The sequence below is a fragment of the Pseudomonas sp. FBCC-B1565 genome, assembly GCF_059133265.1.
The window spans coordinates 3,076,515-3,100,349 of the sequence record NZ_CP101438.1; the positions used below are offsets into that span (position 1 = coordinate 3,076,515).

Below are 23,835 nucleotides of genomic sequence, written 5' to 3' on the forward strand. Positions count from 1 at the left end.
TTGGCGATGTTTACAGGATCCTATACATTTAGTTCATAGGATCCTATGGAAAGTCAACGCCCTCATGAAGATTCAAACGCCTGCTCCAAACCCCATGCAACAGATCGGCATGGCGAACCGGGGGTTCATCCGCCTCTACGAAGGTCGCCTGAGAGCGCTGGGCTTTGCTGTCGCGCAGATTCCGGTGCTGGTGGCGCTCAAGCGCAGCGGGGGGTTGCCGCAGGCCGAACTGGTGCGCATCGCCCGTGTCGAGCAATCGAGCATGGCCCAGTTGCTGGGTCGTATGGAGCGTGACGGCATGATCGAACGGGTGGCTGACCCGGCTGACAAACGCAGCCGCTTGATTACCCTGACCGACGCGGCGCGCGAACGCATGCCCGCCGCCCGCGCGATCATGCTGCAAGGCAGCGCGCAGGCGCTGGAGGGGTTCAGTGAAGAGGAGGAGGCGACCTTGCTGGCGTTGCTGCTAAGGGTGAATGCCAACCTGGAGCGTGCCGGAGAGTAGCTGTTCAACCGCTGCAAATGCGCTGGCGCGGCGCTGTGCCCAATGACCACGAATCACCAGGGCGGGCTGCTGATGGTGCTCGATCCACTCCAGGCCGCCTCGGAAGAACGCTTGGCGATCCGCCAGCTCCGGCTGGCAGCGCTGGCCGTCGGCGGTCCATTCCACATCGTCCGGCGAGAGCAGCAGGTGCAGGTCGTAGTGGCGGGCCAGCAGTTCGCTGTCGAGCCAGGCGGGGTAGTCGCCGAACAGGGTCTGGCTCCAGAGCTTGTTGGTCAGCAAGTGCGTGTCGAGGATCAGCAGTTCGGGCTGCCGGGCGCGGGCGGCGTCTTCCCAGGCCAGTTGGCCTCGGGCAATGGCCGGGATGTCGGCCAGGGTGGTGTCGCGCTGATGGTGATCGATGAAATGGCGTACGTATTCACCGACCATCAACCCGCCGAAATGCGCTTGCAACTCTGCCGCCAGCCAGCTTTTACCGCTGGATTCCGGGCCGGCCAGTACCACCACCTTCATTGGTGCAACGCCGGGTCGGCGCGCCATTCACGCCAGCCTTGCACGGCGATCACGGTGAACAGCGCGTAGAGCGCTGCGGTGAGGTACAGGCCTTTGTAGAGGAATAGCCCGACGAAGATCACATCCACCGCAATCCACAGAGGCCAGCACTGTACGCGCTTCTGCGCCATCCACATCTGTGCCACCAGGCTGAAGCCGGTGAGGGCGGCGTCGAGCCAGGGCTGGGCGGCATCGGTCCAGTGGGCCATGGCCGCACCGAGCAGCAGGCTGCCCACCGCACCCACGGCCAGGCTGGCGATGATCGCCGGCACGCCCAGGCTGGTGACCTGGCGCCCTTGCTTGACCTCGCCGGCGCGGGTCCACTGCCACCACCCGTAGACCTGCAGCGCGGCGTAGACCACCTGCAAGAGCATGTCGGAATAGAGCTTTACGTCGAAGAACACCCAGGTGTACAGCAACACCATCACCAGCCCGATCGGCCAGCACCAGGGGTTTTGCTTGACCGTCAGCCATACCGCGATCACCCCGAGGGTAGCGGCGAACAGTTCAAGCCCGGACATGATGGTTCCTTGGGGGAGTGGGAGAGGGCGGGGATTGTAACCAAAGAAGAATGCTGCGGGCATTATCTCTGTAGTGAGCGGGCTTGCCCCGCGTTGGGCTGCGTAGCAGCCCCATAAATACGGCGCGTACTGCCTGACAGTAAGCGGTGTCTGGTTTTAGGGCTGCTGCGCAGCCCAACGCGGGGCAAGCCCGCTCGCCACAAGCAGCATCAGATTTTGAATTGGCGCAGCAGGCCGTCGAGCTGTTCACTCAGGCCACGCAACTGTCCACTCGCCACGCTCGATTGCTCCGCCGCCAGCGCGGTGCTGTGGGACAAGCCCGCCGCCTGGGTGACGTTCTGGTTGATGTCTTCCACCACATGGGCCTGTTGCAGCGTCGCGCTGGCAATCGAGGCGTTGAGGCCGTTGAGGTTGCGCAGCGCTTGGCCGATGGCGGTCAGGCTGGCCCCGGCCTGGCCGGCTTGTTCGATGGTCAGTTGCGAGGCGCTGTGGCTGTCGCTGATCACCTTGACCGCGGCTTCCGAATGGCCTTGCAGGCGTTCGATCATGCCCTGGATCTCGGCGGTGGACTTTTGTGTGCGCTGGGCCAGCAGCCGCACTTCGTCGGCCACCACCGCAAAGCCACGACCTTGTTCGCCGGCGCGGGCTGCCTCGATCGCGGCGTTGAGGGCCAGCAGGTTGGTCTGGTCGGCAATCGAGCGGATCACTTCGAGCACGCTGCCGATCTGGGTGCTTTCGGCGGACAGGGTGCGGATCACCTCCACCGCCTGGCTGATGGTGCCGGAGAGCTGGTCGATCTGCTGCAGGCTGCCGTCGATATTGACCTGGCCTTGCTGCGCCTGGGCCTGGGCATCGCGCATTTCGCTGGCGGCGTGTTCGGCGTTCTTGGCTACATCCTGCACACCGTAGGTGACTTCGTTGATGGCGGTGGCTACCAGTTCCATCTGCTGGGACTGCTGCTGGCTGCGATCATGGGCCTGGGTCGCATTGGTGCCCAGTTCCTGGGACGACTGGCCCAGGGCGTTGGCGCATTCCTGCAACTGGCTGACCACCTGGCGCAGCTTGGCGGTGAAGCTGTTGAAGTGCCGGGCCAGTTGGGTGACTTCGTCCTGGCCGTGGGTGTCGAGGCTGCGGGTCAGGTCGCTTTCGCCGCTGGCGATGTTGCCCATGGCGTTCACCGCGTCCTGCAACGGCCGCACGATGCTGCGGGCGATCAGCGCTACCAGCAACGCCATGAGCACCGCGATACCCAGGCCGATAAACGAGGCTTTCCACACCTGGCCGCTGAACTCGGCCTGCACATCGTCCACGTACACGCCGGAACCGATGATCCAGCCCCACGGCTCGAACAGTTGGATGTACGAGGTCTTGGCCACCGGCGCTTCCGCACCCGGTTTCGGCCAGCGATAGTTGACGATGCCCGCGCCCTTGGCCTTGGCCAGGCTCACGAATTCGTTGAACACCGCAAAACCGTCGGGGTCGCGGATGGCCGAGAGGTTCTGGCCGTCGAGCTTGGGGTTGGCCGGATGCATGATCATCACGGGCGTGAGGTCGTTGATCCAGAAATAGTCGTCGTGGTCGTAGCGCAAGCCGCGCACGGCACTCAGGGCTTGTTTCTGGGCCGCTTCGCGGGTCATCACGCCGGTGGTTTCGAGGCCGTGATAAAACGTCAGGATCCCGCTGGCGGTCTGGACCACGTGTTGGGTCTGTTGGCGCTTGGCCTGGTAAAGGTCGCCGTGGATCTGCTTGAGCATCAGCAAACCCAGGGCCAGCAGCATCAGCACGGCGACTATCAGGATCAGCCAGAGACGCCGGCTGATCGACATATTGCGCAAACTGTTCATCGTCCTGTCACTCCGTGCTTTTTATAATTGTGGGCGCCGCATCGACTTTTTCGCCTTGTCTGATAGGCTTTCGGCCTGTATTCGGAAAACCTGAATACTGTCTGATTTTTCACAAGATTTTTGCGTGCCGGGGTTGAGAATCAGCCCCGGGTCTTGTCGTCAGTGAACCATTAAAAAGATCAGCAAGGCTTGCCATAGAGCAAGACCTTTGGGGGAAGCATGGATTTTTGGACCGCCATACAGGCATTGATTCTTGGCGTTGTGGAGGGGCTGACCGAGTTCCTGCCGATTTCCAGCACCGGCCACCAGATCATCGTCGCCGACTTGATCGGCTTCGGCGGCGAGCGTTTCGAGGCCTTCAACATCATCATCCAGCTGGGTGCGATCCTCGCCGTGGTCTGGGAGTTTCGCCGCAAGATTCTCGACGTGGTCATCGGTTTGCCAAGCCAGCGCAATGCCCAGCGCTTTACGGTCAACCTGATCATTGCCGTGTTGCCGGCAGTGGTATTGGGGGTGATCTTCGCCGACCTGATCAAGCACTACCTGTTCAACCCGATCACCGTGGCGACCGCCCTGGTGGTCGGCGGCATCATCATGTTGTGGGCCGAGCGGCGCCAGCACCGGACCCACGCCGAGTCCGTTGACGAGATCACCTGGAAAGATGCGATCAAGATCGGCTTCGCCCAGTGCCTGGCCATGATCCCCGGCACTTCGCGCTCCGGTGCGACCATCATTGGCGGCCTGCTGTTCGGCCTGTCGCGCAAGACCGCGACCGAGTTTTCGTTCTTCCTGGCCATGCCGACCATGGTCGGTGCCGCGCTGTACTCGGGCTACAAGTACCGTGACCTGTTCCAGCCGGCGGATTTCCCGGTGTTCGCCATCGGCTTCGTGACCTCGTTCATCTTCGCGATGATTGCGGTCAAGGGCTTGCTCAAGTTCATCGCCAGCCACAGCTACGCGGCATTTGCCTGGTACCGCATCGCGTTCGGCCTGCTGATCCTGGCGACCTGGCAGTTCGGCTGGATCGACTGGACGGCGGTCAAGCCTTGAACATCCAGTATCCGCGCTTGAAGGCGGCGATCTTTATAGTGTTGTGCGCAGCGCCGTTGATAGGGGCCGCCCTGGTCTGGTATCGCGGCGAGACGCTGATCCCGCTGGCGGCCTATGGCGTGGTCAGCGTGATTGCGTTTTTCCTGTACTGGAGCGACAAGCGCAAGGCGCAGAGCGACCGCTGGCGCACCCCGGAAAACATCCTGCACGCCGTAGAGCTGGCGGGCGGCTGGCCGGGAGCGTTGATTGCCCAGCAGGTGTTCCGCCACAAGACGCGCAAGGTGTCTTACCAGGTGCTGTTCTGGGTGATCGTGTTGCTGCATGAGGTGTTCTGGCTGGACCAGTTGTTCCTCGGCGGCACTTTGCTCTCAGTCCTCTAGCAGCAACCCGACCTGCGTGCGCTTGGGCAACTTGCTCACTACCAACTGGTGGGAGCGTTGCAACAAGCCACGCAGTTCTTCGGCGCCCAGCGGGTAGGGCGTGTTCATGATGACCCACTGCGCACGCGCCAGGTACGGCGCCGGGTGGATGCCCGGGCGATCCACATGGCCGAGGAACAGCTCCTTGTCGACCTTGAACGCCAGCGAGTCACCGCGCAGGTTTTGCAGGGCGAACATCTTGTTGCCGGCAATCGAGAACACCCGCACTCCACCCCATTTGTAGTCTTCGCGCGCGCCGGGCAGTGCCAGGCAGAACGCCGCGACTTGTGCTTCGGTCATCTTCATAGCAAGCGGTCTCCACAGCCTTTGAAGCCTTCCTCAAGGTAGTCGATCCAGGCGCGGATCGCCGGCAGCACGCCGCGCCGATGCGGGTAGACCGCCTGCAGCCAACCGCCCGGCAACGACCATTCGGGCAGCAGTTGCACCAATCGGCCGTTCGCCAATTCCTCTTCGCAGTACATCATCGGCAGTACGGTAAAGCCCAGGCCCATGATGGCGCTGGCTTTACGCACGATAAAATCGTCGATACCCAGGCGGGCTTCCATCGCCAGGTCGTGGGCGTTGCCCTGGGGGTCGAGAATGCGTTGATGCACCAGGCGGTCCGCCTCCAGCGCGCCGAGAATCGGCAACTGCTTGAGGTCATCCAGGGTCGCAACCTGACGCCCGAGCATCAGCGTGGGGCTGGCCACCAGCACGGTCTGGGCCTGGCGCAGGCGTTTGGTCACCAACAGCGGGTCTTCATCGCCGAGTTCGCGCACGCGCAAGGCCACGTCGATGCCTTCGGCCACCAGGTCGACGCGGCGGTTGACCAGGGTCATCTCCAACTGCACCTGAGGGTGGGCGGCAAGAAAACCGGCGACCAGCTCCGGCAGGATGTGCTGGGCCATGCCCACCGGGCAGCTCACCCGCAGTCGCCCACGGGGCTCGCTGGACATGCTGGCCACGGCCTCATCGGCCATTTCCGCCTCCAGCAGCATGGCCTGGCAATGACGCAGGTAGCGCTCGCCAACGGCGGTGAGGGTGAGTTGACGGGTGGTACGTTGCAGCAGACGTGCGCCGAGGCGCTCTTCCAGCTCGGCGATGCGCCGCGACAGCCGCGACTTGGGAATCCCCAGCAGCCGGCCGGCGGCGGCGAAACCGCCGGCTTCGACGACTTTGGCGAAATAGTAGAGGTCGTTGAGGTCTTGCATGATCAACCTATTGTCCTGTCAATGGGACGAACTATCCGCGCCTGACGAGGGCAAATCCACTACAAATGCGCACCGCCCATCAACACATACTTCACCTGCACGTACTCTTCGATCCCGTAGTGGCTGCCTTCACGGCCATAACCGGACTGCTTGATCCCGCCAAACGGCACGGACGCGGTGCCGACCGACCCTGAGTTGAGAATCACCATGCCAGCCTCCAATTGGCGCGACAGGCGCAACGACCGCCCCATTGCGCTGGTGTAGGCATAGGCGACCAGGCCGAATTCCGTCTGGTTGGCGCGGGCGATCACTTCTGCTTCGTCCTTGAACGAGTAGATGGCGAACACCGGCCCGAAGATCTCCTCGGTGGCCAGGGGGGAGTCGTCCTGCAAGCCGGTCAATATCGTCGGCTCGTAGAACAGGCCGCCCTTGGCGTGGGGTTTGCCGCCCATCAGCACGCTGGCTCCGGCAGCCTTCGCGGCTTCCACCAGGCGCACGACCTTGTCGAAACCCGCTTGATTGACCAACGGGCCGACCACAAAGCCTTCACGCAGGCCCTGGTCCACTTCGATCTCGGCCACGGCGTGCTTCACGCGTGTGATGAAGTCGTCGAGGATGCTGTGCTGCACAAAGATCCGGTTCGGCGAGATGCATACCTGGCCGGAGTTGCGCAGCTTGGCACCGACCAGTCCCTTCACCGCCTCATCCAGGTTGGCGTCCTGAAACACGATAAACGGCGCGTTGCCGCCCAGCTCCAGGGTCATCTTCTTGATGCTCGCCGCGCATTGTGCGGCGAGCAATTTGCCAACGCCGGTGGAGCCGGTAAACGAGATCTTGCGGATACGCGGGTCGCCCGTGAGGATCAGGCCGATCGCCTTGGGATCGCCCACTACCACCTCCAGCACGCCTTCCGCGATCCCGGCTTTGCGGGCGTATTCGAGCAATTTGAACGCGGTGAGCGGCGTATCCTCGGCAGGCTTGATCACCATGGTGCAACCGGCGGCCAGGGCCGTGGCGACCTTGCGGGTGATCATCATGAATGGGAAATTCCATGGGGTGATCGCGGCGACCGGGCCGATGGCCTCCTTGGTCACCAGCACAGTCGCGTTGCGGTCATGGGTGGGGATCGTGTCGCCGTACACGCGTTTGGCCTCTTCGGCATACCACTCGATAAAACCCAGGCCGTAGTCGATCTCGCCACGGGCTTCACTGAGGCATTTGCCGTTTTCGCGGCAGAGCAATTCGGCGAAGGCTTCCTTGTCGGCCTTGACCGCGTCGTGCCAGCGGCGCAGGAGGTCGCTGCGCTCCTTGGCCAGCCTGGATGACCAGGCGGGAAAGGCGGCGCAGGCACGGTCGACGGCGGCCTTGACCTGGCTGCTGGTGTTCTGGGCGACGCGGCCGACTTCTTCACCGGTAGCAGGGTTGTAGACGATAAGCATGGGGAGTCTCCGAGGGCTGAAAGTGCTGTTTCAGGCTACGCAGAGACAGTGTTTGAGCGAATATCCATTCCAATGTGCTGATTGCCTATTCCTATGAGGACGTAGCCTGGATGTGGATTGCGCGTTACCGTGGCACTTTGCACAGAGGCCTCGATCCCATGGACCGTACAGACAGAATCATCGCGCTGATGGACACCCTGGCGCCTGTCGAGGGCTATAACCTGAGCGCACTGGACGACGTGCGCTTCCTGCGCTCCAACCGTCCGTTGCAGCGGGTGCCGGTGCTGTACGACCCCGGCATCGTGATTGTCTGCCAGGGGCGCAAGCGCGGATATCTGGGGGATGAGGTCTACCTGTACGACGCCCAGCACTACCTGGTGGTGTCAGTGCCGGTGCCGTTCACCATGGAGACCGACGCCAGTGAAGCCGAGCCGATGCTGGCGGTGTACCTGCGCCTGGACTTCACCCTCGCGGCGGAACTGATGGTGGCGCTGGATGCGTTTCCGGCAATGGTCGACGTCAAGCCGCGCGGCATGTATTCATCGCCCATGGATGACTTGCTCGGTGAGTCGTTGTTGCGCTTCCTGCAAGCCATGCGCACGCCGATGGACGCGCACATCCTCGGCCCGGCGCTGATGCGCGAAATCTACTACCGGATTCTCACGGGCGAGCAGGGCGGTTCGATGCGCGCCGCGTTGAATCGCCAGGGGCAGTTCGGCAAGGTGGCGCGGGCGATTCGCAAGATCCATGGGTGTTATGCCCAGCACCTGGACGTGGAGGCGTTGGCCCGGGAGGCGATGATGAGTGTGCCGAGCTTTCACGCGCATTTCCGCACGGTCACCGACACCTCGCCGATGCAGTACCTCAAGTCCACGCGTCTGCACCAGGCGCGTTTGCTGATGCTGCGCAGCGATATCAGCGCCGCCACGGCGAGTGCCAAGGTCGGCTATGAAAGCGCATCGCAGTTCAGTCGCGAATTTAAGCGCTTCTTCGGGCGCACGCCCCAGGCGGAAATCCAGTGGATGAAACGCACCTATGCGTTGCCGGCGCCTACGTCGGCGTCGATGTACGTCTCGTCCCATTGAGCAGGGTCAGCAGCAGCGCCAACCCGGCGAATGCTGCGCCGGTCAGCGCCTGGCCTTGCCAGCCGTAGTGCGCTGAGGCAAAGGCGCCGCTGGCCGAGCCCAGGGCGCCCCCGATGAAGTAGACCACCATGAAAACGGTGTTCAGGCGGCTGGTGGCGGCCGGTTCCAGGGCCAGCACGCGGGTCTGGTTGGCGAGCTGGTTGATACGGTTGCCGAGGTCGAGGAAGGTCGCCGCGATCAGGATCGGCCACCACCAGCCCTGGGGGCCGAACAGGTAGATCAGCACGAAGGCCGCCAGCACGGTAGTAATACCGAGCCATTCCAGAAAACCGCCGTGGCGCCGAGTCTGCCGGCCGATGGTCGAGGCGCAGAGAATGCCGACGATGGCGGACAACCCGAGCAGGCCTGCCTGGGCGCTGGAGAACCCGTAGGGTGGCGCGGCCAGCAGCGCGGCCATGGAGCCCCAGAACACGTTCAGCGCACCGAAAACCAGTGCAGCCTTGATCGCCGATTGCCGCAGGGTGGGGTACTGCGTCGCCAGGCCCCACAGGGACTTGAGCAAGGCTCCGTACGCCAGTTTGCTGGTGGAGACCGAGGCGGGCATGCGCGTCAGGATTGCCATGAACAGCAGCACATCCAGTGCGGCGGCGAGGGCGAACATGCCGCGCCAGCCCAGCCAGCCGCTGACCACGCCGCTCACAGTACGCGCCAGCAGGCCGCCGGCGGACAGGCCGCTGACCATCAGGCCAAGCACCGCGCCTTTTTGCATGGGGTCACTGAGGTCGGACGCGGCGGGGATGATCACTTGGGCGCTGATACCCGACAGGCCCAGCAGTACGCTGGCCACCAGCAACCCGGCATAGGAGGGGGCGGTGGCCGAGGCCAGCAGGCTGGCAAAGTTCAGGCACAGCACCGCAAGAATCAAGGTGCGACGGCTGATGCGGTCGCCCAGCGGCACAAACAGCAACAGCCCGCAGGCGTAACCCAGCTGGGTGAGCATCGCGATCTGCCCGACATGGGCGGTGGACACCCCAAATGTGTCCGCAATCAGCGGCAGCATGGCCTGGTTGTAGTAAATCGTGGCGACCGAAAACCCGCAGCAGATGGCGAGAATCAGGGTCAGGCCCTTGGTCAGGGCTAGGGCGTGTGGCTGCATGGCGGGCTCAATGGTAATCGCAATGGCGGCGAGAATGCGGCGTAGCTGGCGCCAAAGCCAGCGTTGCAGAGGATCGGGCAATAACTCGGCTGGATCAGGCCATGCTGTGCTTGGATTGTCTCACTGGCGGGACAAACAGTCGCGTTTCAACGGTCTAATCCTTTATTCGGATCATCTGTAGGATTAACCTCACTTGATCGCCTCACCGCGATCCTCACTTGGAGATCCCGCATGAAACTGTTGCATATCGATTCCAGCATTCTCGGCGACAACTCGGCGTCCCGTCAGCTCAGTGCGGGCGTGGTCAAGGCCTGGCAAGCGGCTGAAGCGGGTGTGGAAGTGACCTACCGTGATCTGGCCAGCGAAGGCATCAACCACTTTTCCGGCGCAACCCTCGGTGCCTTGGGCACTGCCGCTGAGCTGCGTGATGCCGCGCAGAAGCATGAGGCTGACCTGAGCGCTTCGTCGCTGGCTGAATTCCTCGCTGCCGACGCGGTAGTGGTTGGCGCACCGATGTACAACTTCACCATTCCGACCCAGTTGAAAGCCTGGATCGACCGTATCGCCGTCGCCGGCCAGACCTTCCGCTACAGCGAAGCCGGCCCTGAAGGCCTGTGCGGCAACAAGAAAGTCATCATCGTGTCCACCGCAGGCGGCCTGCACGCCGGCCAGGCATCGGGCGCGGCCCACGAAGGCTACCTGAAGCTGTTGTTTGGCTTCCTCGGCATCACCGATATCGAAATCGTGCGTGCCGAAGGCCTGGCCTACGGTGATGAAGTGCGCAGCAAGTCCCTGAACGACGCCAACGTAGTCATCAACGAACAATTGTTCGCCGCCGCGTAAGGCTTGTGTAAATTCCGCCTTTGCTCGGTTTCATTCTGAAGCCGGGCGCCTAAACTCTGTATTCTGCTCGCCTTAAAACGAACGGAGTACGGAGTTTTTTCGTTTAGCCGCTGTCATTACTTTGGCCCAGGTTGTGCAAGCATGGGTTTAACACCCTGGACTTTTTTCGATATGTTTGTTCTCACGCAGCAAAGGTGGACATCCCCATGATGCGTCTTTGTGCTGTTATGGTTCTTTCCCTGCTCGGCGGCCTGATTTCAGTGCACGCCGCACCCGCGCCGCACCCGCATTGGAGTGTGGGCTTTCATCGCATGACGTTTCTCGATCCGCTGGACCTGCAACCCATGAAGGCGATCGCCTTCTATCCCTCTACCGATCTAGAGCACACCACGCAAGTAGGCGCCTATCACGTCGCCGCCACCGAAGATTCCAAGATCGCCATCGGCCGGTTTCCGATGCTGATGCTGTCCCACGGCAACACCGGCACGCCGCTGGCGCTGCATGACCTGGCCACCTCCCTGGCGCGCAAGGGGTTTGTGGTGGTCGCGGTGCTGCACCCGGGTGACAACTACAAGGATCACAGCCGCCTGGGTACGGTCAGCAACCTGTATGGCCGGCCGATCCAGATTTCCGAAGCGATCACCGCCACCCTTGGCGACCCGATGCTGTCGCCGTTCGTCAACGTCGACCAGGTGGGTGTCATTGGTTACTCAGCCGGGGGCGAGACCGCATTGATCCTGGCCGGCGCCAAGCCGGATTTCGACCGCCTGCGCCGGTATTGCCAGGAGCGTCCGGAAGATCGCGACGCCTGCACCACCAAGGGCGAACTGGTGGTGGACCGTGACGACCTGCAACCGCAATCCGATCCGCGCATCCATGCCCTGATGTTGATGGCGCCGCTGAGCCTGATGTTTGGCCGCCATACCCTGGCCGATGTGCATGTGCCGGTGCTGCTCTACAGTGGTGATGGCGACAAGTTGGTGGCGGTGGATAAGAACGCCGCTGCGCTGGCGCGCAAACTGCCGGAGCCACCGGACTTCAAGCTGTTGGCCGGGGCAGGGCACTTCGTGTTCATGGCGCCGTGCGACAGTGATCAATTGGCAACGATGCCGGCGATTTGCACCGATGCCGACGGGGTCGACCGTGAAGGCATTCACCGCGACTTGATCTCCGAGGCGGGACGGTTCTTCAGTCACACCCTCGGCCAATCCACCCGCGCAGGCTTGCAGACCGCTGATCAGTAAGCGCGGCGCATGAGCAGCAGGGTCACGCCCAGGGCGGTGACCGACAACAGCGCCGCGCAGAAGAAAATCCAGCCGTAGCCGAGGTTGAGCGCCACGGCGCCCATCAACGGCCCGGCAATCGCCAGGGCCAGGTCAAAAAACACCGCATACGCGCTCAGCCCCGCGCCACGGCTGCTGTTGGGCACCTGCTTGATAGCTTCCACACCCAGCGCCGGGTACACCAGTGACAAGCCGAAGCCGGTCAGCCCGGCGCCGATCAATGCCACTCCAGTGGACGGCGCCAGCCACAGCAGGGTCAGGCCGAGGGTTTCGATGGTCATGCAGGCAATGGCTGCGCGGAACCCGCCGAAACGGCTGATGGCAGAGATAAACACCAGTCGCGACAGGATAAAGCACACGCCGAATACCGTGAGGCAGTACGCCGCGCCGGCCCAGCCGCGATTGAGGTAGTACAGGGTGATAAAGGTAGTGAGGGTGCCGTAGCCAATGGACGCCAGGCACAGGCTGGCGCCAAACGGCGCAATTCGCCCGAACACGGCCCAGAACGGCAGGCGCTCGCCGCGCACCACTGGCACCGAGGGTTTATTGCGGATCAGCAGCAACCCGAGTGCGGACAATACTGTCAGTGCGATGCCGAGGCTGTTGTAGCCATATTCCGCGACCATCACCACGCCAAGCGGTGCGCCGATGGCGATGGCACCGTAGGAGGCGATGCCATTCCACGAGATCGACCGTGCAGTGTGTTCCGCACCGACGGCGCCCATGCACCAACTGATGGTGCCCACGCCGATCAGGCCTTGGGCCACGCCCAGCAGCAGCCGCGCAACGATCAGGATACCCAGGCTCAACGATGGCAGGCTTGCCACCAGCGTGGCGAAGAACGTCAGTACGCCACTCAGCAGAATCCCGGCCAGGCCCAGCAAAATCGCACGCTTGGTGCCGACGTTGTCGGACATGCGCCCGGCCATGGGGCGGCTGAGCAGCGTCGCCAGGTACTGCGAACCGATGGTGATCCCTGCCACCACTGCGCTGAAACCCAGTTGCTCATGCACATAGCCAGGAATTACCGCAATCGGCAGGCCGATGCAGATAAATGCGATGAAGGTGTAGAAGACGATGGAGACGATCTGCAGGGTGATCGATATCGAGCTGGGGGCGGCGGCAGGCATGGGCACTCGTTCGCGGGCGGGCGGTGCGGGCATGATGGCAAGGGCGCGGGGGAAAAGGAAGCTGGCTAACTACTTTGTCTGATGAACAGGCTTTGCGCGGTAAACGATGCCGTTGTGGCGAGCGGGCTTGCCCCGCGTTGGGCTGCGAAGCAGCCCCAATAGAAAACACCGCGTTCTGTCAGACAGAGCGCGGTGTTTTTTTAGGGCCGCTTCGCGCCCCAACGCGGGGCAAGCCCGCTCGCCACAACAAGCCCGCTCACTACAATAAATCGAGTGCTTTAGAACACCACACCCTGGCTGCGCAGGTAATCGTCATAGGTGCCGCTGAAGTCGATCACGCCGTCGGCGCTCAACTCGATGATGCGGGTGGCCAGGGACGAGACGAACTCACGGTCGTGGCTGACAAAGATCAGCGTGCCCGGGTAGTTCTCCAGCGCCAGGTTCAGCGCTTCGATGGATTCCATGTCCAAGTGGTTGGTCGGTTCGTCCATGATCAGTACGTTCGGCTTTTGCAGGATCAGCTTGCCGAACAGCATGCGGCCTTGCTCACCACCGGAAATCACCTTGACCGACTTCTGGATTTCGTCGTTGGAGAACAGCATGCGGCCCAGGGTGCCACGGATCATTTGCTCGCCTTGGGTCCACTGGCCCATCCAGTCGAACAGGGTCACGTCGTCTTCGAAGTCATGCGCATGGTCCTGGGCGTAGTAGCCCAGTTCCGCGGCGTCGGTCCACTTGATGCTGCCGGCGTCCGGGGTCAGTTCGTTGACCAGGGTGCGCAGCAGGGTGGTCTTGCCGATACCGTTCGGGCCGATGATCGCCACGCGCTCGCCGGCTTCGACCTGGAAGCTGAAGTCCTTGAACAGCGGTTTGCCGTCGAAGCCTTTGGCCATTTTTTCGACCATGACGGCCTGGCGGTGCAGCTTCTTGTTCTGCTCGAAGCGGATGAACGGGCTCACCCGGCTCGATGGCTTGACTTCGGCCAGCTGGATCTTGTCGATCGCCTTGGCACGGGAGGTGGCCTGCTTGGCTTTCGAGGCGTTGGCCGAGAAGCGGCTGACGAAGGATTGCAGTTCGGAGATCTGCGCCTTCTTCTTGGCGTTGTCCGACAGCAGTTGCTCGCGGGACTGGGTCGCCACGGTCATGTACTCGTCGTAGTTGCCCGGGAACAGGCGCAGCTCGCCGTAGTCCAGGTCAGCCATGTGGGTGCACACGCTGTTCAGGAAGTGACGGTCGTGAGAGATGATGATCATCAGGCTGGAGCGCTGGGTCAGGATGTTTTCCAGCCAGCGGATGGTGTTGATGTCCAAGTGGTTGGTCGGTTCGTCGAGCAACAGCACTTCAGGATCGGAGAACAGCGCCTGGGCCAGCAATACGCGCAGTTTCCAGCCTGGAGACACTTCGCTCATCGGGCCGAAGTGCTGTTCCAGGGGAATGCCCAGGCCCAGCAGCAGCTCACCGGCGCGGGATTCGGCGGTGTAGCCGTCCATCTCGGCGAACTCGGTTTCCAGCTCGGCCACGGCCATGCCGTCTTCTTCGCTCATTTCCGGCAGCGAGTAGATGCGGTCGCGCTCGGCCTTGACCTTCCACAGCTCTTCATGGCCCATGATCACGGTGTCGAGCACGGTGAATTCTTCGTAGGCGAACTGGTCCTGGCGCAGTTTACCCAGGCGTACGTTCGGCTCCAGCATGACCTGGCCGCCGGACGGGTCGAGGTCGCCGCCGAGGATTTTCATGAAGGTCGACTTGCCGCAACCGTTGGCACCGATCAAACCATAACGGTTGCCAGCGCCGAACTTGACCGAGACATTCTCGAAGAGCGGCTTGGCGCCGAACTGCATGGTGATGTTAGCTGTGGAGATCAATTACTTTACCTATCAATGGGTTGCGAGCGTGTCGGCAGGAGCCTTCAGGCATGCGTCAACAGCGACATCAAGGCGCGAAACCCGGTCGCTGAGCAGAAAATGGGGGATGTGTGTTGGAATTTGGCGCGCATTGTCGCATATGTCAGGCGACAGTTGTATGTCCGGCGAAGGAAGGTTTCGCCAGGGTCTCCGGCATTGCCAGCCATAACAACGCCAAGGCCAGCGCTGCGACCCCGGCCAGGGTCAGGAATGCCGCGTTGTACCCGGCCTGTTGCACCACGAAACCCGCCAGGCTGCTGCTCAGTGCCGCGCCCAGACCAAACACGGTGGAAAGGGCGCCCAGGCTGACGTTGAAGCGGCCGGTGCCCTGGGTCAGGTCCTTGACGATCACCGGGAACAGCGCGCCGAAGATTCCCGCGCCAATGCCGTCGAGCATTTGCACGGCCACCAGCCAATAAGGGTCGCTGGACAAGGTGTAGAGCACGCCGCGCAGCGGCAGGATCATGAAACCGGCCATCAGCAGCGGTTTGCGCCCCCACAGGTCAGCCTTGAGCCCGACCAGCCAGGCCATCGGCACCATCACCAACTGGGCGGCGACGATGCACGCCGAGGTCAGTGGCGTGGCCATCTGCAGGTTGATCTGCGACAGCTTCTGGCTGACCAGCGGCAGCATGGCGGCGTTGGCCAGGTGAAACAGCGCGCAGCAGATGGCAAACAGTAGCAGCGGGCGATTCGCCAGCAGCACTTTCATGCCGGACGGTTGTTCATGGTCGGTGTGATGTGCCGGGTCGAAGCCGCGGGCCACTTCATGGTCGATGGCCTCGGCGGACACACAGCTGATCGCAATGATGCTGGCGAGTGCCATGAACGCCATCAGGTAAAACACCACCACCGGACCAAACAGGTAGGCCAGGCCGCCGGCCAACAGGGCGGCCACGGCATTGCCGGCGTGGTTGAAGGTTTCGTTGCGTCCGGTGCGGCGGGTGAACGCGCGCGGCCCGGTGATCCCCAGGGAGATCGCGGAAATCGCCGGTGCAAACACCGAGGCGGCGACGGCACTGGCGGCCTGGGTCAATGCCACCAGGCTGAACGAGCTGACAAAGGGCAGCAGCAGGCAGCTGGCGGTTACCACAATAGCGGCCAGCGCGATCACCGCGCGCTTGCTGCGGGTGCGGTCGATCAATGCGCCCGCCGGGCCTTGGGTGATCAATGCCGCAATGCCTGCCAGGGTCATGACCACGCCAATACTGGCCGGGTCCCATTGGTGCACGGCCAGCAGGTAAATGGCCAGATAGGGTCCGAGGCCGTCGCGTACATCCGCCAGGAAGAAATTCAGGCTGTCGAGGGACAAGGTGTTACGCAGGTCGGAATGTTTGGCCACGGCGAGCACTTCGCAAACGGTGTTCAAGGACTGAACACGCATTGCGTTAGTGACCCGCAGGCGTTGCGTTAAGTTTCGTGCGTTAGCCGGGTTTTATTCCGTGGGTACATGGCTTATTTTCTGAGCCCCTCTGTATGGATTATCTGGAGACGCAATGGACATGCCCTCAGCTCAACAGGCGATTGCCTGCAACAAAGACGCCTGGGATCAATCGGCCGGCCTGCACAAGACCACCGACACCTGGAACGCGTTGCTCAACAGCGTCGGCCAAGCTGACTTTTCCTGCCTGGATCCTACGATTACCGGGCTGCTGCAAGACGTTGGCGTGGCCGGCAAAGATGTGGTGCAACTGTGCTGCAACAATGGCCGCGAAAGCCTGTCGCTGTTTCGCCTGGGCGCACGTTCGGTGGTGGGCGTGGACCAATCCCCGGCGTTCCTCCAGCAGGCCTGGGAGCTGGCCGATGTCTCGCCGCACAACCCTGAGTTTATCGAGAGTGACATCCATCATCTGCCGCAGGCGTTACACGGGCGCTTTGACATCGCCCTGGTGACAATTGGGGTGCTGGGCTGGATGCCGGACGTGGCGCTGTTCATGCAGCAGGTCGCCCTCACCCTGAAACCCGGCGGCACCTTGGTCATGTATGAAACCCACCCGTTTCTGGAGGTGTTCGATCCACGGGCGCCAAACCCGTTCCTGCCGGCCAGTTCCTACTTCCAGCACGAACCCTTCGTACTGCAGGAGTCGATTGTCTATGAGGGGCAGGGCGAGGTGGCCGGGCCGACGTCCTATTGGTATGTGCACACCCTGGGCGATGTGGTCAGTGCCGCGATTGGCGCCCAGTTGCAGATCGTTCACCTGCAGGAGTATCCCCACTCCAACCGCGAAGAACTCTACGACCAATACGAGCACCAGCCCGCACAATTACCGATGTGCTTTACCTTGACCGCTACCAAGCGTCTCGACTGAGGCGTCTTTCAGTCGCGGCGCACGAACGTGCGCATGGTTTGCCCAGGGCCTGTGCTGAACGTGGTTGGCCTGGGCATACCTTCGTCGGCGGCAATGAACACAAATTCATCACCGTCGAGGCGATAACTGGCGGGCAAGTGTTTGCCGGCGTCATCTCCCATGGAGTCGATCCAGGTAATGCGCTTGGGCACTGTGCTGCTGTCGAGGAAAAAACGTCCTGCCAGCAATACCTCGCCGCTGACCGTCTTCACTTCGAAGCCGTCGCCGCTGATCGTGGTTATTGCGCCAGGGGCCGTGTGCGCGTCGATGGGGTTGAGCACGCCGCTGTCTTCGAGTGAGGTTTGCTCCCACGCACCTTGCAGGGCTTGAAAGTCTGGGTCTGAAAGGGATGACATACAAATTCCTTTTTGTTGAAGGGGAAATCGTCGATGGCGATGCCTTTTATCATTTGAAGCTGGATTACGCAGCACATTCGCAAGACAGCTTTTCACAATTCTTAGTTAACTTTTGGTTACAACCTGTGGCTAAATAACTGCAAAGGGCCACGCGCCGGGTGGTCACTCAGCCGGTCGTGCCGATTGTGTGAATTGTGATTTCAGGTGCTGCTATCCATCCTCGTCCGTTGTGGGCACGCAGGAGCAGCCTGTTCTCTTCTGACTTGTGACGAAATCCCTTGAAACTCATCATTGTTGTTCTCTACGTTGCCTCGATTGCGTATGTACACTTACGTGGCCGGGTGCGGCATAAGCTGGGCCGCCAACTCAGCGATCATTCGACCTTCCTGGCGCCGATCAACTGCTTTCTCTATCTCTTCTCTAAACTACCCAGCCGACCCTACCTGTCGCCCAACGATTTCCCTGACCTGAGCCCGCTCCAGGAACATTGGGAAGAGATCCGCGAGGAAGGCCAGAACCTGCTGCGCGCCGGCGAAATCAAGCGCTCGGAGCAGTACAACGACGTGGGTTTCAACTCGTTCTTCAAGTCGGGCTGGAAGCGTTTCTACCTGAAGTGGTATGGCGACAGCCACCCGTCGGCGATGAAGCTATGCCCGCGTACTACCGAACTGGTGCAGAGTATCGGTTCGATCAAGGCCGCGATGTTCGCCGAACTGCCGCCGGGCTCCAAGCTGGTGCGCCACCGCGACCCGTATGCCGGCTCGTATCGCTATCACCTGGGCCTGGACACGCCGAACGACCCGGGCTGCTACATCAACGTGGACGGCGAGAACTACTACTGGCGTGATGGCGAGCCGGTGATGTTTGACGAGACCTACATCCACTTCGCCGAAAACACCACGCAGCAGAACCGCATCATTCTGTTCTGCGATATCGAGCGCCCGATGAAATACCGTTGGGCCGCGGCGTTCAATCGCTGGTTCAGCCGCAACGTGATGGCGGCCGCGGGCTCGCCCAACGATGCCGGCGACAAGACCGGCGGCCTCAACCGCGCCTTCACCCGGCTGTACAAGATTCGCTTGCGCGGTAAAGAGCTGAAAAAGCGCAACCGTACGCGTTACTACCTGGAAAAATGGGCGATCTTCGCAACCCTGGCGGCGATCTTCCTGCTCATCTGAGTGTTTCGGGCGCCATTCACTCCAGTGGATGAGCGCCCAGTTTGTCCCACATCTTCTTGCTGATTTTCTGTCGATTGGCATAGCCGTCCCAGGGATCGCCCTTCAAGCCATCCAGGCGCTGCTGCAGGTTGGCGACCGTCCATTGCTGTGCACTGCGCAACCCCTTCAATTCCTCACGACTGACCGGCACCGACACCGGCAAACCCGGGCGTGCCCGCACAGAGTAGGCGGCCACGGTGCTGGCGCCCCGCGCATTACGCAGGTAGTCGATGAAGATCTTGCCGACCCGGTTTTTCGGTCCTGACGTCGCGGTGAAGCGTTCAGGCAGTTGCTCGGTCATGAATTGGGCAATCGCTTTGGCGAACGCCTTGACGGTGTCCCAGTTGTCTCGGCGCGCCAGCGGCACGACCAGGTGCAGGCCTTTGCCACCACTGGTTTTGACGAAGGCTTGCAAGCCCAGCTCGTCCAAGACCGAGAGGGTGAGCTGCGCCGCTTCCAGCATGGTTTTCCAGGGCAGCGCCGGATCAGGGTCGAGGTCGAGTACAAACAGGTCCGGGGTTTCGATCTTGTCGGCGGTGGCGCCCCAGGTATGAAACTCCACGGTGCCCATCTGCACCGCCCCGAGCAACGCTTTGGCACTGTCGACTTCCATCAGGCGCGCGTGGCCAGGGTCGAGCGCCTGATCCAGCTGCTTGATGTTGGGAATGGCCAGGCGCTCCGAATGTTTCTGGAAGAACTGCTCTCCCTCGATGCCTTCAGGCGCCCTCAGCAGTGACACGGGACGGTGGCGCAGGAACGGCAGGAGCCACTCGCTGATGCCGTTGTAGAACTGCGCCAGTTGCTCTTTCTGCGTGCCGCTCTGCTGGTCGATCACGCGGTCTGGGTGGGTGATTTTTACGCTGCCGGTGTTTTTTTTGGCAGGCTTCATGGATTTGCTCGTGCGCGGTTGCTCATGAATGATCTGCGCGGCCGGCTTGTCGCTGCGCATTGCGACGAACGCCGCCTGGCGCACCACGCCTTCACGGGTCCATTCGGCAAACTGCACTTCACCGACTAAGGTCGGCTCCACCCAGTGCACGCCACGGGCCTGGGCACTGGTCAGCGGTTTCCCCAGCGGCGATGACGTGCGCTCCAATGGCGTGAGTTGCGCATGGATCGCCTTCAGTGATGCTTGATCAAACCCGGTGCCCACGCGTCCGGCATACACCAATCCCGACGCGTCATTGACCGCCAGCAACAGCGCACCGAAACCACTGCGCGAACCCTGCGGCCGGGTGTAGCCGACGATCACGAATTCCTGGCGCAGGCGGCATTTGAGCTTGATCCAATCGGCGTTGCGACTGGACACATAAGGGCTGCCCAGGCGCTTGCCGATCACGCCCTCAAGGGCCAGGTCACAGGCGCTTTCAAAAATGTCCCGGTGATGGGCGGTAAAGGCTTCGGAGAATCGTAATAGCTTGCTTCTGCTGCCAGCCAACGCAGTCTTTAGCGCCGCACGCCGATCCTCGACGGGGGCCTCGCGCTGATCCTGGCCATCCAGGAATGGCGCATCGAACAGGTAGTAGACAATGTCCAGGCTGCGCCCGATATCGAAGGCGTTTTGCAGCGCCTGGAAGTCCGGCAGGCCGTCGCCGTTCAGGCTGACTACTTCGCCGTCGAGCCAGCTGTCGTTGAGCTTCAAAGCTTGCAAGGCCTTGGTCTGGCGCGGCAGGCGGTCGGTCCAGTCGTGGCCGTTGCGCGTGAACAGCCGCACCTCGCCGTCGCGGATGCGCGCGAGCATGCGGTAACCGTCGAACTTGATTTCGTACTGCCAATCGCCCTCGGGCGCGCGATCCACCAGGGTGGCCAATTGCGGGGTGAAATGCTCGGGAAGGGTCGCCTTGGTTTTTCGGGGTTTTGCGCTAGGCTTGGGTTTACCCACCGAGGCGGCGCTGAGCACGCTGTCCGGCTGGGCCTGGACAATATCGTAGTCTTCGGCGGGGCGTGCCTGCGCGTCCTGTTCCTTGATCAGCAGCCATTGCTCCTTATCGCCGCTGCCCTTCAGGCGTGTGCGTACCAGTGCCCAATCGCCCGAAAGTTTTTCGCCGACCAGGGTGAACTTGAGCTTGCCGGCGGCGTAGGCTTTGCGCGGATCGTCATGGGGTTGCCACACGCCACGGTCCCACACAATGACCTCACCCGCGCCGTACTGGCCTGCCGGGATATTGCCTTCGAAGCTGCCGTAGTCGAGGGGGTGAGCTTCGACATGCACAGCCAGGCGCTTCTGTGCAGGGTCCAGGCTCGGGCCTTTGGGCACTGCCCAACTGAGCAGCACACCATCCAGCTCCAGGCGAAAGTCATAGTGCAGGTTGCGCGCGGCATGTTTCTGGATCACGAAGGACAGCGCCGACGCCTTGCGTTTACCTGCGGGCGCACTGCCTGCCGGTTCACCCGTAATGCCGAAATCGCGCTTGCGGTTGTAGTCGCTGAGGGGCTTGGGCATGACTTATGAGGCCTTGGTGGATTTCTTCGCGGCGGGCTTCTTGGCGGGTTTGCCGGCCAGGCTGCGCTTGAGCAGTTCGGTCAGGTCGATCACGTCGGCGGACTTGCGCTCTTCACTGTCTTGGCGGGTTTCCACATCTTCGATCTTGCCGGCCTTGGCCTTCTTGGCCACCAGCGCCATGATTTTTTCCTGGAAGCTGTCGCGGTAATCATCGGGTTGCCAGTCGGCGCTCATGTCGTCGACCAGGCGCTTGGCCATGTCCAGCTCACCCTTGGCCAGGGTCGGTTTAGTCACGTCGCTGCCCAGTTCCAGTTCGTCCAGGCTGCGCACTTCGGCCGGCCAGCGCAGCATCACCAATACCAGCGCCGACTCCAATGGCATGAGTGCCGCCAGGTGCTGCTTGGTGTGCAGGACCACGTTGGCCAGCGCGACTTTTTTGGTCTTGCTCAGCGTTTCCCGCAGCAGCGCGTAGACCTTGCCACCGCGCTTGTCCGGTGCCAGGAAGTAGGGCGTGTCGATATTCTGCAGCGGGATCTGGTCACTGGCGACAAACGCGATGATCTCAATGGTCTGGGTCGACTTGGGGTGGGCCGAACGGATTTCCTCTTCGCTGAGCACCACGTAGCGGCCTTTCTTGAAGGCGACTCCCTTGACGATATTGTCTTTAGTGACTTCCTTGCCGGTGGTCTTGTTGATGCGCTTGTAGCCGACCCGGTCCATGCTGCGCTTGTCCAGCCAGTCGAAGTCAACGCCCTGCGATGACGTGGCCGAGACCAGCGACACCGGGATATGCACCAGGCCAAAGCTGATGGCGCCTTTCCAGATGGCTCGTGGCATAGCTGCGATTCCTTGAGTAGAGGCTGTGTGCGGATGACTCGGCGCCGGTGTGGAAAGTTTCCCCAGGCGGATGCGCGGACAGATCGTGTTACACCTGATGAGAAAGTATTTAGTGTCGAAAGGCGAACCCTGGGCGTAGCGTGTTATCGAAAGCACGTACTCCTCACTCCCGAGAGGCTTTGTCAATGAACACTTGTATGCGTCACGTTGCAGCGCTGCTGTTGGGCCTGGCCCTGGTTCCCGTGGTCCAGGCGCAAAACCTGCCCGGCAGCAACAACGCCAACAACGGCCCGATCCACCGGGCCAACCCCAACAGCATGCAGGGCACCCAGCCCAACGCGCCGGCCATTCGCGGGATTCAGACCGGGCCGACCACCCGCACGCCGACCCTGGAAAACGGCGGCATTGGCAACAGCTATCCCAAGCGCGACGCCGCCCCCAGCCGCCCGGCCACCGAAACCAAAGCCCCCACTTATGATGCCAACGGCAATCGCCGGTAAGGATTCCGTCTTATGTTTCTACGCAAAACCCTGCTAGCCGCGCTGTGCGCAACCTCGCTGTTGCCGTTGACGGCCACTTTTGCAGCTGATGCCCAGCAGTTCCCCAGCGAACAAGGCAGTCTCTCCGTCACGCCGATCGCCAAAGGCCTGGACCACCCCTGGGCCGTGGCCTTTCTGCCGGATAAACAAGGTTTCCTGGTCACCGAGCGGCCTGGTCACCTGCGCTTTGTCAGCCCCGACGGCAAACTTTCCGCGCCCCTGACCGGCGTGCCTGAAGTGTGGGCCAAAGGGCAGGGCGGTTTACTCGACGTGGTGCTGTCGCCGGACTTCAAGCAGGACCGCACGGTCTACCTTTCCTACGCCGAAGGTGGTGGCAAAGGCGGAACCGCCGGTACTGCGGTAGGGCGTGGACGTCTGGCGGCTGACCTGAGTGGCTTGACTGACTTTAAAGTGATCTTGCGCCAGGAGCCGAAGCTGTCCACCGGCAACCACTTTGGTTCACGCCTGGCGTTCGACCGCGACGGTTATCTGTTCGTGACTCTGGGCGAAAACAACGACCGCCCGACTGCCCAGGACCTGGACAAATTGCAGGGCAAGGTGGTGCGCATCTACCCCGACGGCCGCGTGCCGGATGACAACCCCTTCGTCGGCCAGCCCGGAGTGCGCCCGGAGATCTGGTCCTACGGCCAGCGCAACCCCCAGGGCCTGGCGTTGAACCCCTGGAGTGGCACGATCTGGGAGAACGAACATGGGCCACGCGGGGGTGATGAGATCAATATCATCGAGCGCGGCAAGAATTACGGCTGGCCGTTGGCGACCCACGGCATCAATTACTCCCTGACACCGATTCCCGAAGCCAAAGGCAAGACCGCAGAAGGCACCGTGCCGCCCCATCATGTGTGGGAAAAATCACCGGGTATCAGCGGCATGGCATTCTACGATGCAGACCGCTTCAAATCTTGGCAGCACAACGTGTTCATCGGCGCGCTGGCCAGCCAGGAGCTGATCCGCTTGCAGTTCGACGGTGACAAGGTGATTCACGAGGAGCGTTTGCTGGGCGGTTTGAAAGCGCGGATTCGCGATGTACGGCAGGGGCCGGATGGCTTTTTGTATGTGCTGACGGATGAGGATAATGGCGTGCTATACCGAGTCGGCCTCAATCAGGACTGAAGCCGACGACAACCTGTAGGCGCCC

The 23,835-nt window shown here is 61.9% G+C and carries 23 protein-coding genes; 10 read left to right on the forward strand and 13 right to left on the reverse strand.

Translation table 11 applies throughout. From position 1 onward, the window contains the following. The first annotated feature begins 64 nt into the window (after window positions 1–64). Complete coding sequence (locus tag NL123_RS14565; protein WP_494358094.1) at window positions 65–505, forward strand: MarR family winged helix-turn-helix transcriptional regulator; 441 nt, start codon at window positions 65–67, stop codon at window positions 503–505. On the opposite strand, the gene NL123_RS14570 is transcribed toward NL123_RS14565, so the two are convergent. From NL123_RS14570 to NL123_RS14580, 3 genes are all read right to left on the reverse strand, one after another. Beyond that, window positions 467–1,015: an AAA family ATPase gene (locus tag NL123_RS14570; protein WP_248488220.1), complete on the reverse strand. Its 549-nt coding sequence runs from the start codon at window positions 1,013–1,015 to the stop codon at window positions 467–469. The two genes, NL123_RS14565 and NL123_RS14570, sit on opposite strands and share 39 nt — an antisense overlap. Then, window positions 1,012–1,575 carry a nicotinamide riboside transporter PnuC gene (gene pnuC, locus NL123_RS14575; protein WP_494358095.1) on the reverse strand — a complete coding sequence of 188 codons (564 nt, stop codon included), beginning with the start codon at window positions 1,573–1,575 and terminating at the stop codon, window positions 1,012–1,014. Before pnuC ends, NL123_RS14570 begins: the two co-directional genes overlap by 4 nt. A 209-nt stretch (window positions 1,576–1,784) precedes the next feature. After that, entirely contained in the window at window positions 1,785–3,419 is a 1,635-nt protein-coding gene (locus NL123_RS14580; protein WP_058426145.1) for a methyl-accepting chemotaxis protein, read from the reverse strand. A gap of 219 nt (window positions 3,420–3,638) precedes the next feature. On the opposite strand from NL123_RS14580, the gene NL123_RS14585 reads away from it, so the two are divergent. Further along, a complete protein-coding gene (locus NL123_RS14585) occupies window positions 3,639–4,469 on the forward strand; it encodes an undecaprenyl-diphosphate phosphatase (RefSeq protein ID WP_071495794.1) in 831 nt (276 codons plus the stop codon). Beyond that, the gene (locus NL123_RS14590) at window positions 4,466–4,849 is read left to right on the forward strand and encodes a DUF1294 domain-containing protein (RefSeq protein WP_494358096.1); all 384 of its coding nucleotides are present in this window, start codon (window positions 4,466–4,468) and stop codon (window positions 4,847–4,849) included. The genes NL123_RS14585 and NL123_RS14590 overlap by 4 nt, the downstream gene beginning before the upstream one ends. Here the strand turns inward: NL123_RS14590 and NL123_RS14595 are convergent. From NL123_RS14595 to NL123_RS14605, 3 genes are read right to left on the reverse strand one after another with little or no spacing between them, the layout of a single operon-like run. Then, on the reverse strand, window positions 4,838–5,194 hold the full coding sequence (locus NL123_RS14595) for an MmcQ/YjbR family DNA-binding protein (protein ID WP_058426148.1): 357 nt from the start codon (window positions 5,192–5,194) through the stop codon (window positions 4,838–4,840). The two genes, NL123_RS14590 and NL123_RS14595, sit on opposite strands and share 12 nt — an antisense overlap. Continuing rightward, window positions 5,191–6,099, reverse strand: a complete 909-nt coding sequence (locus NL123_RS14600; RefSeq protein WP_494358097.1) for a LysR substrate-binding domain-containing protein — start codon at window positions 6,097–6,099, stop codon at window positions 5,191–5,193. The genes NL123_RS14595 and NL123_RS14600 overlap by 4 nt, the downstream gene beginning before the upstream one ends. A gap of 59 nt (window positions 6,100–6,158) precedes the next feature. Then, window positions 6,159–7,538 carry an NAD-dependent succinate-semialdehyde dehydrogenase gene (locus tag NL123_RS14605; RefSeq protein WP_494358098.1) on the reverse strand — a complete coding sequence of 460 codons (1,380 nt, stop codon included), beginning with the start codon at window positions 7,536–7,538 and terminating at the stop codon, window positions 6,159–6,161. Between the two features lie 158 nt (window positions 7,539–7,696). On the opposite strand from NL123_RS14605, the gene NL123_RS14610 reads away from it, so the two are divergent. After that, window positions 7,697–8,623: an AraC family transcriptional regulator gene (locus NL123_RS14610; protein ID WP_494358099.1), complete on the forward strand. Its 927-nt coding sequence runs from the start codon at window positions 7,697–7,699 to the stop codon at window positions 8,621–8,623. Here the strand turns inward: NL123_RS14610 and NL123_RS14615 are convergent. Then, entirely contained in the window at window positions 8,589–9,779 is a 1,191-nt protein-coding gene (locus NL123_RS14615; protein WP_494358100.1) for an MFS transporter, read from the reverse strand. The genes NL123_RS14610 and NL123_RS14615 overlap by 35 nt on opposite strands. Window positions 9,780–10,010: 231 nt before the next feature. Between NL123_RS14615 and NL123_RS14620 the strand changes: the two genes are divergently transcribed. Both NL123_RS14620 and NL123_RS14625 read left to right on the forward strand, forming a co-directional pair. After that, complete coding sequence (locus tag NL123_RS14620) at window positions 10,011–10,622, forward strand: FMN-dependent NADH-azoreductase (protein ID WP_248481731.1); 612 nt, start codon at window positions 10,011–10,013, stop codon at window positions 10,620–10,622. Between the two features lie 206 nt (window positions 10,623–10,828). Further along, window positions 10,829–11,866: an alpha/beta hydrolase family protein gene (locus NL123_RS14625; RefSeq protein WP_058426151.1), complete on the forward strand. Its 1,038-nt coding sequence runs from the start codon at window positions 10,829–10,831 to the stop codon at window positions 11,864–11,866. On the opposite strand, the gene NL123_RS14630 is transcribed toward NL123_RS14625, so the two are convergent. The 3 genes from NL123_RS14630 to NL123_RS14640 form a co-directional block, all read right to left on the reverse strand. Further along, window positions 11,860–13,035: an MFS transporter gene (locus tag NL123_RS14630; RefSeq protein ID WP_494358101.1), complete on the reverse strand. Its 1,176-nt coding sequence runs from the start codon at window positions 13,033–13,035 to the stop codon at window positions 11,860–11,862. The two genes, NL123_RS14625 and NL123_RS14630, sit on opposite strands and share 7 nt — an antisense overlap. Before the next feature lie 278 nt (window positions 13,036–13,313). Further along, window positions 13,314–14,900: an ABC-F family ATPase gene (locus tag NL123_RS14635; protein WP_248481728.1), complete on the reverse strand. Its 1,587-nt coding sequence runs from the start codon at window positions 14,898–14,900 to the stop codon at window positions 13,314–13,316. 142 nt (window positions 14,901–15,042) lie between these two features. Beyond that, window positions 15,043–16,281 (reverse strand): MFS transporter, encoded by a 1,239-nt coding sequence (locus NL123_RS14640; protein WP_071495850.1) that lies wholly within the window; start codon window positions 16,279–16,281, stop codon window positions 15,043–15,045. Between the two features lie 154 nt (window positions 16,282–16,435). Between NL123_RS14640 and NL123_RS14645 the strand changes: the two genes are divergently transcribed. After that, complete coding sequence (locus NL123_RS14645; RefSeq protein ID WP_494358102.1) at window positions 16,436–17,248, forward strand: class I SAM-dependent methyltransferase; 813 nt, start codon at window positions 16,436–16,438, stop codon at window positions 17,246–17,248. A gap of 8 nt (window positions 17,249–17,256) precedes the next feature. On the opposite strand, the gene NL123_RS14650 is transcribed toward NL123_RS14645, so the two are convergent. Further along, entirely contained in the window at window positions 17,257–17,643 is a 387-nt protein-coding gene (locus NL123_RS14650) for a TIGR03067 domain-containing protein (RefSeq protein ID WP_494358103.1), read from the reverse strand. A 278-nt stretch (window positions 17,644–17,921) separates the two neighbouring features. On the opposite strand from NL123_RS14650, the gene lpxO reads away from it, so the two are divergent. Then, window positions 17,922–18,821 (forward strand): lipid A hydroxylase LpxO, encoded by a 900-nt coding sequence (lpxO, locus tag NL123_RS14655; RefSeq protein ID WP_248481722.1) that lies wholly within the window; start codon window positions 17,922–17,924, stop codon window positions 18,819–18,821. Between the two features lie 16 nt (window positions 18,822–18,837). Here lpxO and ligD read toward each other — a convergent pair whose 3' ends face one another. Then, window positions 18,838–21,303 carry a DNA ligase D gene (gene ligD, locus NL123_RS14660; protein WP_494358104.1) on the reverse strand — a complete coding sequence of 822 codons (2,466 nt, stop codon included), beginning with the start codon at window positions 21,301–21,303 and terminating at the stop codon, window positions 18,838–18,840. A gap of 3 nt (window positions 21,304–21,306) precedes the next feature. After that, entirely contained in the window at window positions 21,307–22,140 is an 834-nt protein-coding gene (gene ku, locus NL123_RS14665; protein ID WP_248481718.1) for a non-homologous end joining protein Ku, read from the reverse strand. 185 nt (window positions 22,141–22,325) lie between these two features. Here ku and NL123_RS14670 point away from each other — a divergent pair, with 185 nt between their 5' ends. Together NL123_RS14670 and NL123_RS14675 are read left to right on the forward strand one after the other, a co-directional pair. After that, complete coding sequence (locus NL123_RS14670; protein ID WP_071495780.1) at window positions 22,326–22,640, forward strand: hypothetical protein; 315 nt, start codon at window positions 22,326–22,328, stop codon at window positions 22,638–22,640. A gap of 12 nt (window positions 22,641–22,652) precedes the next feature. Continuing rightward, on the forward strand, window positions 22,653–23,810 hold the full coding sequence (locus NL123_RS14675; RefSeq protein ID WP_494358105.1) for a PQQ-dependent sugar dehydrogenase: 1,158 nt from the start codon (window positions 22,653–22,655) through the stop codon (window positions 23,808–23,810). Window positions 23,811–23,835 lie beyond the last annotated feature (25 nt).